Here is a 14,461-nt window from a genome sequence, read left to right as displayed (position 1 = left end):
AAAAAATGACAAAAAACAGGAGCACCTAGTTCCTATAGGGTGTCATGAGTTGTTGAATCGCCGATATATGTCAAAAAGAAAGGTACATTATGAAAAGAAATCCAAATTTTTGTCAAAAAATTGTCGGAAATGTGTTGTCACTTTTCTGTATATGTGCTATATTATTTGCTGTAAGCGATTTCAAATAGTTTTTAAGCGTATTCAAGGGGGACAACTAGAATAATGAAGCGTTACGAAAGAAAGTGGAAGCATATTTGTTTGAAACGTGTGGCACATCGTAGTGTTCAAGAAAACACGGAACCAAAGACTGGGGTATCTAAAGAACAACAAGAGAAGCAATTGGTTTTACAAAAATAGCAGTCACTTTTTCGTATATATAATGAAAGTAGATCGTTCGTTGGGGGATGGACGTGAAAATTACTTTCGACTAAGGGGTATTGTCTGATATATAGATTTACGGTAAAAATAAGCACAGAGCATACGGCGCTCTGTGCTTATTTTTTTTGAACAAACGTTTGTTTAGTTTTGAAAGAGTCGCCGCGCTTTTCAAATTCTTGTCTTGTTAATAGCTTTGTTTCTCCGATGTATTGTTCGAGCTTTTGAACTTGCTTTCGCAGGCGTCTATTTTCATTCACGAGTTTTTTTAACATATAGCTCGATATATATATAAGAAAGAAATTTGCGATTGCTAGGAAATGACCGATGATATAGGTAGATTGTGTGGAAGTACTCCATAAATGTAACCATGCTTCAGAAAATAAATAGAAGATGGAGGATATGTACATAAAAAAAACTGACCCGAAATTCGGATCAGCTTTTGTACAATTTAAAGGAACATCATACCCGCAACTGCTGCGTTTAAGAAGTTTGCAAGTGTTCCAGCAATTACTGCTTTAATCCCTAATTGTGCAATTTGTTTACGGCGAGAAGGAGCAAGTGTCCCTGTTACACCTAACTGAATTGCGATAGAAGAGAAGTTGGCAAATCCGCAAATTGCGAATGTTAAGATCATATTTGTTTTATCAGAGAAGTCTGCCATATGTGGTCCTAAGTTTGCGTAAGCAACGAACTCGTTGATTGCAAGTTTTTGACCGATGAAACCAGCCGCTTGTACAGCTTCGCTTGGTGAAACCCCGATTAAGATAGCGAATGGTGATAGTAAGTAACCAAAGATTAAATCAAGGCTAAGCTTAATGTGGAACCAAGACCCAACCCATCCTAATAAGCCATTTAATACAGCGATTAAGGCGATGAATGCCATTAACATTGCAGCTACGTTAATAACAAGTTGCATCCCTTCAGATGCACCACGTGCAGCTGCATCGATAACGTTAGCATCTTCACGCTCTGTAGAAAGTGTTACATTGTCATCAGGCTTTTCTGTTTCGGGCATGATTAACTTGGCAATTAATAAGCTTGACGGTGCTGCCATAATTGCAGCTGCTAATAAGTGCTCTAGCGGAATCCCCATTGCTGCATAACCAACAAGAACGGATCCGGCAACAGCTGTCATACCGCTTACCATAATCGTGAAAAATTCACTGTTTGTTAAACGTGTTAAGTACGGTTTGATTAAGATTGGTGCTTCTGTTTGTCCTAAGAAAACAGTTGTTACTGCATTTAAGCTTTCTGCTTTAGAAGTTCCAAGAAGTTTACTTAGTGCACCACCAACAATACTAACGAACCATTGCATAATACCAAAATAATATAAAATTGCTACTAATGAACTAATAAATACAATTGGAAGTAGTGCTTGAATTACGAAAACGAAGCCCCAAGGACCTTTTGCGTTAACTAAATCCCCGGCAACGAATTTGATCCCCTCATAAGAAAAGTTAATTAAGCCTTGAACACCGTCAGAGGCAATTTTTAACCCTGCTTTTCCAGCATCCCATCGTAACACGATGAAAGAAAATGTAATTTGTAACGCTAGCGCGATTAAAATCGTACGCCAATTAATAGCTTTGCGGTTGGAAGATAGTAAGAAAGCAATCGCTAAAACTCCAATCACGCCGCCAATTCCCCATAAAAAATTCATGCAGTGTAAATCTCCTTTCTCATAGTAAAAAAGTATAAATAAAAAGATGCCTATACTTTTGCAAAAATAGCATCTTAAGTAACGTATCATACCGGACATCGGAGGTCAAACGTCTACAAAAAGTTTAAATAAAAAGAAAATTTTGCGAAAAAACACATATCGATCCTAAAATGAAGAATTTAGTTATGTTTTTTAAAAAAAATACATCATTATTATGGTGTTTTAGCACATTTTTGCGGAATGTAGTGTCTAAAATGAGAAGAAGACTACACATTTAAAAATCTATCAAACTAAAAAAGAGCCTTCTAGTAATCTAGAAGACTCTTAAACTATGATTTAAGGTGCTTTTGTGTATCCTAAGAAGTGGCTGCTCCAGTAAGAGTTATTTAATGAAACGATTTTCACGCCATTATCGCCAGCTTGAATGAATGATCCACCGCCAAGGTAGATACCCATGTGAGAAGGACCTGGCTTATAAGTGTTTTGGAAATAGACTAAGTCGCCTGGTTGTGGATTTGAAGTTTTTGGTAGGCTGCTCCAATATCCCGCAACACTTTGGCGGCTAATGTTATGACCAAATTTGTTAAATACATGGAAGATGAAACCACTGCAGTCAACGCCATTAGCAGAAGTACCGCCCCATACATATGGCACACCTTGCATTGATTTTGCGTATGCAAGGATCGATGATGCATCACCACTATTGCCTGTATTATTGTTATTGCCATTATTATTATTATTATTGTTGTTTGGTTTATTCGTATTGTCTACAGCACCGCCAACTGGTGTTTTTGATAGGAAACGAGTTCCTACATAGCCAGTGCGACCGTTGTAGTTAATTTTGCTCCATCCGTAATGTTCAGAAATAACCTGGACTTTTTGGCCTTGAGGAAGAGCGCCAATTACACTGTAATTTGTACCTTCGCCGCTACGTACATTTAATGCAGCTACATTAATGTAGTATTCGCCAACTGTTGTTTGTGGTTGCTCTGGTTTTTCAGGTGCTGTTGTGCCACCTTTAACGAATTTCACAAATTCGCTACTTACATAACCTGTTTTACCGTGGTGATTAATTTTGAACCAGCCGTTTTCAACGCCAGTTACGTCTAATGTTTGTCCGTTTAAGACGCCGCCAATTACACCATGGTATGTAGCTGGGCCCGTACGAACATGTAAAGATGTTGCAGTTACAACATAAGTACCACCAGTTTGAACAGTACCATTGTTATTCGTTTCTTGTTGATTATTACCCTCGGCAGTACCGTTATTAGAACCGCCTTTTGTTACGTAATCTTTGCTAATATATGCTGTTTGTCCTGCATAGTTAATTTTGAACCAATCTTGAACTTCACCCACAACTTGTACAACTTGTCCTTTATGAACAGAGCCTAAAGTTGTATGAGAAGTACTAGGACCTGTACGAACACGAAGGGAAGATACGTTTACAGTATAGTTTCCGCTTGCAGGCTTAACAGTTGTCCCATTATTCGAAGAAGCACCAGATACAAACTCTCCGCTAACATAACCTGTTTTACCATTATGATTAATTTTAAGCCAACCGTTTTCTTCGCCAATAACTTGTACGGTTTGTCCTTCGTATACACGTCCCATAATAGAACTAGAAGCATTTGGACTTGTGCGAACGCGTAATACGTCAGCAGTAACTTTATGACTACCACCTGTGCTTACGTTTGTTTTAGAACCATCTTTTGATACAAATTCTCCACTAACATAACCTGTTTTACCATTATGGTTAATTTTAAACCATCCGTTTTCTTCGCCAATTACGTCTAATGTTTGTCCCTCATATACGCGAGAGATGATGTCGGAAGAAGTATTGGATCCAGAGCGAACATGTAGTACATCAGCAGTTACTGTGTAAGTTGAATTGTTTTTGGATGCAGCTTGAACAGATTGTGCAGCAGGTTTTGCTGTATTTTCAGGGGCAGCTTGAACGGTATCTAATGTCGGGGCTGCGCCTCCTGCTACAGACACTGCCGCAAGACCGGCAAGATATTTTTTCATGTTTGTCGATTCCTTTCTGTCTGTAATATAGTGATGTGAAATATTTACCAACTGTTAAAAATTCTAAAAGGCATGTCGATTACTGTCAAGGTTTATGCTGGAATCTGAATATGTCAAAAGTATTACAAAAAAAACAAGGTGTATGCTCCGCCTTGTTTTTTTTATGGAAATACATATATTAAGTTGGCATTCAGATGAAATGATCCGTTTTTAAGGTAATGGGATGTTAGAATTTGAAAAACTCTGGCTAAATGCTTTTTGTAGTAATTTAGTAATTTGTCCAACTTGTCCATTTTGAATGGCAGTTCCATCAAGATGTGTCATGGGCAGAATTTCGACAGTTGTCCCTGTGAAAAAACATTCGTCAGCCTGATAGACATCACGAACGCTGAATAGTCCTTCTTGTACTGTAAGGTGTAGTTTGTTTACTAAAGAGAGAATGTACTGGCGGACAATCCCATTTAAAATTAAATGGTTGGCAGGATGTGTATAAATGATCCCGTTTTTTACAAAAAAGAAGTTTGAGTGACTTCCCTCCGTAACAATTCCGTTACGCACAAGAAGGGCTTCTTTACATCCCTTTCGTTCTGCTTTTGTGGCAGCTAGTACATTTGGCAATAAATTTAAAGATTTAATATCACAGCGGAGAAAGCGTGTATCAGGTTCTGATATAGCACGTATTCCATATTCAATCCATAAAGCGGGCCGTTCTTTTTTTGAGATATAAGCATAGATTGTTGGAGTTAAATCAAAAGAGAATGTGTGTGCACGATGTTGCACGCCTCGAGAAATTTGTAAGTAGATAATCCCATCCTCTTGGAAGGCATTATTTTCAAGTAATTTGTAGAGCAAAGTAATGAGTTCGGCTTTAGAGAAAGGTAATGTTAATTCTATTTCATCCATTGAACGATATAAACGAGTTAAATGTGGATCTAATAAGTGAAAGTTTCCTTTGTAAATGCGGATTACCTCATAAACCCCGTCTCCAAATTGTAAGCCGCGTTCTTCTAATTGTATGTACGGTGTTGTTTTATTTGTATCAATAATTTGATCGTTCCATAATATAAATCTTTCGTATGCCATTGTACTTCCCATCCTTTCTTAATTGGTTAAATGATGCGTGGTGGATCATTTATGTTGGAACTTTCACCCTAATGTATTTCGCATATACAAATTCGTAAATAAGAAATGAGAATCCTGCTTTTTAGAAGTAAAAAAAAAAGCAACATTCATATAGAACGTTGCTCGCAACAATGTTGCACAAGGAGGGTAGCTTGAATTATAGGGATATTGTCTTCCTATAGCTTAAAAAGGCACCATATTAAGACAATGGATGTTACTTGAAAGTAACATTAAAGGCATTGTTACACAAATGATTCTGTTATTCCCCAGGGAGACCTTTCAGAAAGGTGTGAGATGATAGGTGGGGAATAGGAGAACATTGTCTACAAGTTCTATTATAGAGATGCTTCATGAATTTTATGTAAATATTTGGTGAAGATTGTGTAATTTTATTAGTGTAAATTCCAATATATCGACCTTGTGACAAAAATAGAAACTGAACAAGCTGAAAAAAACGCTGAGAAAGGGAAATGCTACAAAATTATAAAAAGTAACATGGATGATCTGAGATCTGACGAGGTTTGTTCATATAAAATAGTGAATGAAATTTTATCAGCGATTTTTCAAATATATCGGCGCAAATTTGAATATATCAGCGATTCGACAAGGGATATCGACTAACCAACAAAAAACGAAAAAAAACAGGAGCCCCTTAGCTCCTGTTTCCCAACAAGCTAAAAAAAAAACGCTGAAATTACTCAGCGTTTTTTTGGTCTTCTTTAATAACGGTTTTTACTTCACCTGTTTTCACTTTGTTGCTTTCAGAGAAGCGAAGTAAGTCTCCTTCAATAAGCTTATCAGACATGCGCAATTCATTTTGTGCACGATCAATCATTGCTTGAGCTTCTTCTTTTGGTACTTCTACAATTTCTCCTGTTGTACGATCATAGAATGTAGTGTTTGTATACATATATTTCTCTGTTATAAAGCTACCATCACGAAGTACAACGAATGATTTATAATCTGGTGAGAATACGTCATGACCAAAGCTAATGTCATTGCTTGAATCAACACCAAGTAAGTTTAGAATCGTTGGTTTAATATCAATTTCACCTGTTGGTTTTGAAATTGTTTTACCTTCTTTTTGACCTGGAACATGAATGTACATTGGTGTACGTTGTAAGTTCATATGATCAAATGTTGTAATTTCTTCTTTGCCTAAGAATTGTGCCATTGCACGGTTATGGTTTTCAGAAATACCATAGTGATCACCGTAGAAGACGATAACAGAGTTATCATAAAGGCCTTCTGCTTTTAGGCGTTCAATAAAGTTTTTCAGTGCTTCGTCTAAGTAACGAGCTGTTACCATGTAACGGTCAAATACTCCATCACCAGAGTTGTAAGGTTCAATTAATTTTGTGTCATCATCATACGTAAATGGATAATGGTTGGTTAAACTAAGGAAGCGAGTATAGAATGGTTTCTTCACTTGTTTTAACATATCCACTGATTGGTTAAAGTACTCAATATCTTTTAATCCCCAGTTTAACTTTGTTTCTGGTGTGATTTTGTAATCAAGTTCGTTATAGTAACGATCGTAACCAAGTGCAGGATACATGATGTTACGGTTCCAGAATGTTGCGTTGTTTGCATGGAATACAGCTGTGTAATATCCTTGCTGACGCAGAATTTCTGGTGTTGCAGTATATTCGTTATTACCATGGGTAAAGAACACAGCACCGCGGTCTAACGGATATAGTGATGTATCAACTAAGAATTCAGCATCCGATGTTTTTCCTTGTCCAGTTTGGTGGAAGAAGTTATCGAAGTAATAACTTTCTTTTGCGAATTGGTTTAAGAATGGTGTAACTTCTTGACCATTTACTGTTGCACCAATTAGGAATGTTTGCAAGGACTCAAGAGAAACGACAATTACGTTTTTCCCTTTTGCAGCGCCAAACATATTTGGATCTGGTTTTTCTTTAAGTGTTTTCACATAGTTTTCTGCTTCTTGTAATTTGCTACCATCAGCAAGTGCTTTTTGTGAACTTGATTTTGCTTGTAAACCAAGATCATATAGTTGATGTGTGTATAAACCTAAGTTCTTTACAAGCATAACACGGTCAAATGAACGTGTTAGTAGTTCCGGACGCTCAGTTTCTGCAAGACCTAAGTTTGCAAAGAAAATAGCAACCGTTGATACGAAGTATAAAGAACGCATTGGGCGTGATACACGCTCAGTTTTTGTAAAGTTTTTCTTTTTCTTTAATAGAACAGAGAAGATAATAATATCAGCAAATGCAACGATAATTTTGTAATTAAATAGTTCTTTTACACTAGAGCCTAGTTGTCCGAAGTTGGATGTTTGCCCAAGTACCGGTAAAGTAACGAAGTCATTGTAGAATCCGTAGAACATTACGTTACCAACAAGAACGATTGTTAAAACAAAATCAATTCCAAGTGCTATATAATTACGTTTCTTTCCTTTTGTGAATAATGCAAGACCCACAAGCAGTAATGATGCTGCTAACGGACTAATGAATAAAATAAATTCTTGCATGAAAGATTCAAGTTTCAAATCAAAACTCGTACGCGTTATGATGTAAGTTTTTAGCCATAATGCCAAAGCAACAAACAAAGTAAAGCGCACATTAAGAAATTGTGATTTTAAAGATTCCTTCATCCATTTCCACCCTTTCTCTATCAGGCTTGGTCGATTTTGGAGCGAAAAAAGCTAAAATAAAAAATACATAGTTTCCTTGGCCATGAGCAGAAGTTTCTATATCTCTCATATACGACTTTAACTATGCATACCCTTTTGGTTTCCTACCATTTCTTTTGTTGATCCATAAGTATAACGTCATTTTTGTATTATACAACAAAATTCAATTCTTAGAAACACTATAACATTTTACAGTTTTTGTATTTTTTATTGTTGCTGCCAGAGAAAACTTTAACATTGGTTTATATGCGCGTCAACTAGAAAATATAACAAAGATAATAAAGAATAGTAAGAGAAATAGAACATTGGATATTGAGAAATATTGAGAATGTAAAAACCTTTCTTTTTAGGTGGAAGAGAGGATCCGCCTGGGCGTAGAAGCGGCCAGTGCCCTTTTTTACCCCGTGCCGAGTTAAGAACAAAAGGATGGAGAGAGAGTAGAATTATTTCGTCTTTAAGGTTGCGAACACTTGTTCTTTTAGCTGTTGTCTGTTAAAATAAGTTTTCGTTGGTCGATTATGTGTCTATTTGATGAACTTTTCATTTGTGAGGCGAGCTTTTCTTTTGAAGGCGTATCTACTTTTTGCATATAATGAAGAAAATGAAACATGGAGGCCGTTATATGGAACGAAATTTTTCAGTTGAAGCGTTTTGGAATAAAGTGAAACATGTAGCGAAGCAAGCGGGACAATCGGTTATTTATGCGAGTTTATTGTTGTTTTACGTTATGCAAAGACGAGATGTTCCAAAACGAGTAAAGGCGATGATTATTGGAGCACTTGCGTATTTTATTACGCCAATTGATGCGATTCCGGACTTTTTGGCTGGAATTGGTTATACGGATGATTTAGGAGCATTAACAGCCGCACTGTTACAAGCATCTATGTATGTAAATGAAGATGTAAAAGAAAAAGCACAGATGAAATTAGCAGATTGGTTTGGTTCGGATATAGACACATCGTTTATCGATCAAAAGTTAGAACTATAAGCGAGGAAGTGTGCTATGCCATCAGGAAAAACACATACGAAAATAAATTTACTGTCTCTTCCTATTGTTTTGTTTATGCTCGTTTCGTATGGATTAACAAATTTTGATTTTTTACTTACATTTGCGATGGGATTTTTAGCCGGTACGTTTTTCTTAACACCAGATTTGGATATTCATAGTAATGCCTATAATAAATGGGGATTACTGCGTATTTTTTGGTATCCGTATCAATGTGTGATGCCGCATCGTTCGTTTTTAACGCATACGCTTGTAATCGGTGATATTATTCGTATATTGTATATGCTGCTCGTCTTTTCTCCATTCCTATACATAGTAAATAAAACGGTATTAGATGGAAGGTTGCTTGAGATTGTAAAGGAACATGAAGTTGCTTTAACGGCATTTGTAATTGGAGTCATTGCTGCGAGTGCACTCCATATTATAGCGGATCGCTTGAACACGCGCCGAAAAAAGCTTATGAGACGAAAGAAAAAAAGAAGAAGAAGGTAAGACACTTGCAAATTGCGAGTGTTTTTCTTTTTTAATCAAACGTTTGTTTAAAACGGAATCCATTGAAATGACAGCCTTTTCTACTATTAATCAAACGTTTGTTTAAAAATAGTAATCTTTTGAAAAAGATAGTATCGAATCAATTGTAAAAAATAGAGTGTTTTTATCCAGGATCATGCAGATTAGTAATATAAAACGCATAATTAATCAGAAATCCGGTTTGAAATAATAAAATTTTCAAAAAACTCTTTTTAAAATAAAAACGGTATGATAAAGTATAAATACGCTAGATGAAAACGTTTTCTCAAAACGTTTTTTATTTTGGCTTTAAAGGTGTGATGACCTGGTGGTCTATTGATTAGGTTATAAGTTTTTTGAAAACAGGGGATGACAGAAAGGGAGAGGACAATGAGCACATGGATACAAGTTTACGATCCGTTCGGTAATATTTGGGTTTCTGCAGCGGTAGCACTTATTCCAATTATCTTTTTTTTCTTGGCTTTAGCAGTTTTTCGAATGAAAGGTTATGTAGCAGGATTTATTACAGTTGTACTCACAATTTTAGTTGCGCTATTTGCGTATAAAATGCCGTTTACAATGGCGATGGCAGCAACCGGATATGGCTTTCTATATGGGCTATGGCCAATTGCATGGATTATTGTGATGTCGGTATTTTTATATAAAATTTCTGTTAAAACAGGACAGTTCGATGTGATCCGTGCATCGGTACTATCGATTACGAATGACCATCGTTTGCTCGTTATTTTAATTGGCTTTTCATTTGGTGCATTTTTAGAAGGGGCAGCAGGATTTGGGGCACCAGTAGCAATTACGGCAGCGCTCCTTGCTGGTCTTGGTTTAAACCCATTATATGCAGCAGGACTTTGTTTAATTGCAAATACAGCGCCAGTAGCGTTCGGGGCAATGGGGATTCCGATTACAGTTGCGGGGCAAGTAACGGGTATTGACGCTCACAAAATCGGACAAATGGCGGGGCACCAATTACCGCTATTATCACTATTTGTTCCATTCTTTATCGTATTTTTAATGGATGGCCTAAAGGGTGTTAAACAAACATGGCCTGCATTATTTGTAGCAGGTGGTTCTTTTGCGATTACACAATTTATTACAGCGACGTTCTTAGGGCCAGAACTTCCGGATATTACATCAGCGCTTGTCAGCTTAGTATGTTTAGCGTTATTTCTAAAAGTGTGGCAACCGAAAGAAATCTATCAATCGAATCAAGTAAACGCGGAAGCGGCAGCAACAACTGTATCTACGCCGCAATTAACAGCAGGAAAAGTTGTAAAGGCTTGGTCACCATTTATTATTTTGACGATTATGGTAGTTATTTGGAGTCAAAATTTCTTTAAAGCATTATTTGCTTCAGGCGGAGCGTTAGAAAGTCTCGTATTTAAGTTTCAAGTTCCAGGTTTGCACAATGTAGTAATGAAAGCAGAACCAATTGTTAACAAACCAACGCCTTACGATGCGGTATTAAAATTCGATGTTTTATCAGCAACAGGAACAGCAATTTTAATCGCATGTATTATTTCAATATTTGTATTAAAAATGAGTGCAAAACAAGCTGTAGAAACATTTAAAGAGACATTACAAGAATTAAAAATGCCAATTCTATCTATCGGTTTCGTATTAGGGTTCGCATTCATTGCAAACTATTCTGGTTTATCGTCTACACTAGCGTTAGCATTAGCGGGGACAGGGGGATTATTCCCATTCTTCTCACCATTTCTTGGCTGGTTAGGTGTATTCTTAACAGGGTCAGATACATCGGCAAATGCACTATTCTCTAATTTACAAGCGATTACAGCGCAACAAGTTGGTGTAAAAGAAGTACTGCTTGTTGCGGCAAATACAACAGGTGGTGTAACGGGTAAAATGATTTCGCCCCAATCGATTGCGATCGCGTGTGCAGCAGTAGGACTTGCTGGAAAAGAATCTGATCTATTCCGCTTTACAGTAAAACATAGTTTATTCTTCGTAATTATTGTTGGTATTATGACGTATGTACAAGCTTACTATTTCACGTGGATGATACCGTAATGGTCATTATGAAAGAAATTATCAAGGTGAAGACTTAGAAATAAAAGGACATAGCGAGCATGCTATGTCCTTTTTCTGGTTGTGGAGAAAGGAATTTGGTGATCTGACGAAGTGGGTTCGGATAAAATGGTGAATGAAATTTTACCACGCATTAATGGGCAGTAAGATCCCCCCACTGATTAAAGTTTCACTTTATCGACGATTTTTCAAATATATCGACCGTTTCTCACCATATATCGGCGATTCGAAAAGGAATATCGACTAACTAACAAAAAACGACAAAAATGGGAGTCACCTAGTTCCTGTTTCCCGACAAACTGAAAAGGCCATAGCGAGCACGTATCCGGCAACTTAACATGGTTGAAATGTGAGTTTTGTTAACAAAATCTTTGAAATTAAGTTTTATTATATTTAAATTTTATTTGAAATTAAATTTCAAAGGTGCTATTCTATATTTGTAATAAAGAAAGCGCTTTCGATAAGTGATTTTAATAAATACTTTCAATCAAAAAGGGTGGTATATATGTTAGAAAATTTAACGACTGAAACGCGTAATGAAAAAACGATGAATTTAGATGAGATGTCAACGATAGAGTTTCTTAAAGTAATGAATGAAGAGGATGCAAAAGTAGCAGATGCAGTGAAATTAGAACTTCCACAAATTGCGAAGGCAGTAGAAGCAATTGTAGAAGCAAAGAGAAAAGGCGGACGCTTAATTTATATTGGGGCTGGAACAAGTGGACGTATTGGTTTGTTAGATGCGGTTGAATGTCCCCCGACCTTTGGTACAGAACCTGAAGAGGTAATTGGATTAATCGCTGGTGGCGAGAAAGCTTTCATTAAAGCAGTAGAAGGTGCAGAGGATAGTAAAGAATTAGGAGTTCAAGATTTAAAAGCTATGAATCTCTCAGAAAAAGATATTGTAGTAGGAATTGCAGCCAGTGGACGTACGCCATATGTAATTGGTGGATTAGAATATGCCAATTCTATTGGAGTACAAACGATAGCAGTAAGTTGTAATAAAGGTTCAGCAGTTGGCAAAGAGGCAAATATTGCGATTGAAGTGAATAATGGACCAGAGGTATTAACAGGGTCTACTCGATTGAAAGCTGGTACTTCTCAAAAATTAGTTTGTAATATGCTTTCAACGGCATCTATGGTTGGGCTAGGAAAAGTATATGGAAATTTAATGGTAGATGTACAATTAACAAACGAAAAGCTTGTGGAACGCGCAAAACGTATTGTAATGGAAGCTACGTCTTGTGATTATGAAACAGCTGAATCATATTTAGAAAAGGCTGATAATAAGCCGAAAATTGCAATTGTAATGATCTTGGCAGGTTTTTCAAAGGAAGAAGCTATACAACGATTAGAAAAAACAAAAGGTTTTATTCGTCAAGCTATTAAATAATGTGCATAGCCTTGTTTAACTCCCGAGCCTGAAAGAATAGAAGGAGGAAAGATCATGAGTAAATACCGAAATATGGCAACCGAAATTTTAGATGCTATTGGAGGCAGTGGAAACGTTTCCTCGTATACAAACTGTATGACACGTCTTCGCGTGACACCTATAAATCGTAGCGCAATTAATGAAGAAGCTTTAAAGAAAGTTAACGGAGTTCTTGGCACGGTGGATGATGAAACGTATCAAATCATTCTCGGACCAGGTGTTGTTACAAAAGTAGCAGAACAATTTGGTATTGTACTAGAAGAAAAAAGGAAAAGTGGTACTTCAGAGGCTCCTTCTGCAGAAGAATTACAAGCAAAGGGCGCAGATATGAAGGCGGCATTAAAGAAAAAAAATAACACACCTTTTAAAAACTTTTTAAGAAAAGTTGGTAACATCTTTATTCCGCTTATTCCAGCATTTGTTGGGGCAGGGTTAATTGCGGGTATCGCATCGATTTTGTCAAATAATATTACGGCCGGAAACTTAGATGGAGATACTTGGAATCAATATGTAACGATATTAAATGTTATTAAAAATGCTATTTTTGCTTATTTAGTAATTTATGTAGGGATTAATGCAGCGAAAGAATTTGAAGCAACTCCAGCTCTTGGTGGGGTAATCGGTGGAACAACGCTATTGTCAGGAATGACGCCAGACAATCCTATCCACAATGTCTTTACTGGTGAACCTTTATCAGCAGGTCAGGGCGGGGTAATTGGAGTATTATTAGCTGTATGGATTTTAGCAATGGTCGAAAAGCAATTACGTAAAGTGATTCCTGATGCAATTGATATTATTGTGACACCTACCATTGCATTATTAGTAGTAGGTCTCGTAACGATTTTCTTAATTATGCCTTTTGCAGGGTTCATTTCAGATAACTTAATCGGTTCGATTAACTGGGTATTAGCCCGCGGTGGTGCATTCTCAGGATTTGTTCTTGGTGCAGCGTTCTTACCACTTGTTATGTTAGGATTGCATCAAGTATTAACACCAATTCATATTGAGATGATTAATTCAACAGGTGCGACACAATTACTTCCTATTCTTGCGATGGCAGGAGCAGGTCAGGTTGGTGCAGCAATTGCAATTTGGATTCGTTGTCGCAAAAATAAATCGTTAACGAATATGATTAAAGGTGCACTTCCAGTTGGGATTCTTGGAATTGGTGAGCCACTTATTTATGGTGTAACGTTACCATTAGGAAGACCATTTATCACAGCATGTATCGGCGGTGGTATTGGAGGGGCGGTTATCGGATGGCTTGGTCATGTCGGTGCAATTGCGATTGGACCATCAGGTATGGCATTAATTCCGTTAATTGCTGGTGGATTATGGCTGAAATATATCATTGGCTTACTAGCAGGATATGCGGCTGGATTTGTTCTCACATATTTCTTCGGTGTACCAAAAGAAGCAATGGTGGAACAAGAGTAACAATCAGTGGGGTTTCTTCATTCCCACTGATTATTAGCTCTCACTAATTGTACTTTTAAGCGCTATTTGCCTGAATTGAAAAGAATTGTTTCATGAATCTAAACAAATTTGATACTTCCATAAAAAGTACGATTGAGCTTTTGGCCAATTGTATTTTTTGTATAA

10 protein-coding genes and 1 pseudogene are annotated in these 14,461 nt (G+C 36.9%); 6 read left to right on the top strand and 5 right to left on the bottom strand.

Features of this window, described 5'->3' with window-relative positions; translation table 11 throughout:
* Nucleotides 1-222 precede the first annotated feature (222 nt).
* Complete coding sequence (locus tag ACX5JI_RS15250) at nucleotides 223-357, top strand: hypothetical protein (RefSeq protein WP_459501879.1); 135 nt, start codon at nucleotides 223-225, stop codon at nucleotides 355-357.
* 182 nt (nucleotides 358-539) lie between these two features.
* Here ACX5JI_RS15250 and ACX5JI_RS15245 read toward each other — a convergent pair.
* The 5 genes and pseudogenes from ACX5JI_RS15245 to ACX5JI_RS15225 form a co-directional block, all read right to left on the bottom strand.
* Nucleotides 540-794: pseudogene (locus ACX5JI_RS15245) on the bottom strand (dGTP triphosphohydrolase); the annotation flags it as partial.
* A 32-nt stretch (nucleotides 795-826) separates the two neighbouring features.
* Nucleotides 827-2,038, bottom strand: coding sequence for a NupC/NupG family nucleoside CNT transporter (locus ACX5JI_RS15240; protein ID WP_459501878.1), 1,212 nt, complete (start codon nucleotides 2,036-2,038; stop codon nucleotides 827-829).
* Between the two features lie 336 nt (nucleotides 2,039-2,374).
* Complete coding sequence (locus ACX5JI_RS15235; protein WP_459501877.1) at nucleotides 2,375-4,063, bottom strand: C40 family peptidase; 1,689 nt, start codon at nucleotides 4,061-4,063, stop codon at nucleotides 2,375-2,377.
* 210 nt (nucleotides 4,064-4,273) lie between these two features.
* Nucleotides 4,274-5,158 carry a D-amino-acid transaminase gene (locus ACX5JI_RS15230; protein ID WP_459501876.1) on the bottom strand — a complete coding sequence of 295 codons (885 nt, stop codon included), beginning with the start codon at nucleotides 5,156-5,158 and terminating at the stop codon, nucleotides 4,274-4,276.
* A gap of 721 nt (nucleotides 5,159-5,879) precedes the next feature.
* On the bottom strand, nucleotides 5,880-7,808 hold the full coding sequence (locus tag ACX5JI_RS15225; protein ID WP_459501875.1) for an LTA synthase family protein: 1,929 nt from the start codon (nucleotides 7,806-7,808) through the stop codon (nucleotides 5,880-5,882).
* A gap of 661 nt (nucleotides 7,809-8,469) precedes the next feature.
* Here ACX5JI_RS15225 and ACX5JI_RS15220 point away from each other — a divergent pair.
* The 5 genes from ACX5JI_RS15220 to ACX5JI_RS15200 all read left to right on the top strand — a co-directional run bounded on the left by ACX5JI_RS15220 (nucleotide 8,470) and on the right by ACX5JI_RS15200 (nucleotide 14,296).
* Entirely contained in the window at nucleotides 8,470-8,835 is a 366-nt protein-coding gene (locus ACX5JI_RS15220; RefSeq protein WP_459501874.1) for a YkvA family protein, read from the top strand.
* A 15-nt stretch (nucleotides 8,836-8,850) separates the two neighbouring features.
* Nucleotides 8,851-9,345 carry a metal-binding protein gene (locus tag ACX5JI_RS15215; RefSeq protein ID WP_459501873.1) on the top strand — a complete coding sequence of 165 codons (495 nt, stop codon included), beginning with the start codon at nucleotides 8,851-8,853 and terminating at the stop codon, nucleotides 9,343-9,345.
* 408 nt (nucleotides 9,346-9,753) lie between these two features.
* Nucleotides 9,754-11,409, top strand: coding sequence for a lactate permease LctP family transporter (locus ACX5JI_RS15210; protein WP_459501872.1), 1,656 nt, complete (start codon nucleotides 9,754-9,756; stop codon nucleotides 11,407-11,409).
* A gap of 514 nt (nucleotides 11,410-11,923) precedes the next feature.
* On the top strand, nucleotides 11,924-12,820 hold the full coding sequence (gene murQ / locus ACX5JI_RS15205) for an N-acetylmuramic acid 6-phosphate etherase (RefSeq protein WP_459501871.1): 897 nt from the start codon (nucleotides 11,924-11,926) through the stop codon (nucleotides 12,818-12,820).
* A gap of 54 nt (nucleotides 12,821-12,874) precedes the next feature.
* Nucleotides 12,875-14,296, top strand: coding sequence for a PTS transporter subunit EIIC (locus ACX5JI_RS15200; RefSeq protein ID WP_459501870.1), 1,422 nt, complete (start codon nucleotides 12,875-12,877; stop codon nucleotides 14,294-14,296).
* Nucleotides 14,297-14,461: the final 165 nt, after the last annotated feature.

The organism is Bacillus sp. C1 (assembly GCF_054570475.1).
This window is presented reverse-complemented; position numbering and strand designations above follow the sequence as displayed.

Bases quoted from the DNA above. Each gene is read 5' to 3' on its own strand.
- ACX5JI_RS15250 (WP_459501879.1), top strand. From the start codon at position 223: ATGAAGCGTTACGAAAGAAAGTGGAAGCATATTTGTTTGAAACGTGTG.
- ACX5JI_RS15240 (WP_459501878.1), bottom strand. From the start codon at position 2,038: ATGAATTTTTTATGGGGAATTGGCGGCGTGATTGGAGTTTTAGCGATT.
- ACX5JI_RS15235 (WP_459501877.1), bottom strand. From the start codon at position 4,063: ATGAAAAAATATCTTGCCGGTCTTGCGGCAGTGTCTGTAGCAGGAGGC.
- ACX5JI_RS15230 (WP_459501876.1), bottom strand. From the start codon at position 5,158: ATGGGAAGTACAATGGCATACGAAAGATTTATATTATGGAACGATCAA.
- ACX5JI_RS15225 (WP_459501875.1), bottom strand. From the start codon at position 7,808: ATGAAGGAATCTTTAAAATCACAATTTCTTAATGTGCGCTTTACTTTG.
- ACX5JI_RS15220 (WP_459501874.1), top strand. From the start codon at position 8,470: ATGGAACGAAATTTTTCAGTTGAAGCGTTTTGGAATAAAGTGAAACAT.
- ACX5JI_RS15215 (WP_459501873.1), top strand. From the start codon at position 8,851: ATGCCATCAGGAAAAACACATACGAAAATAAATTTACTGTCTCTTCCT.
- ACX5JI_RS15210 (WP_459501872.1), top strand. From the start codon at position 9,754: ATGAGCACATGGATACAAGTTTACGATCCGTTCGGTAATATTTGGGTT.
- ACX5JI_RS15200 (WP_459501870.1), top strand. From the start codon at position 12,875: ATGAGTAAATACCGAAATATGGCAACCGAAATTTTAGATGCTATTGGA.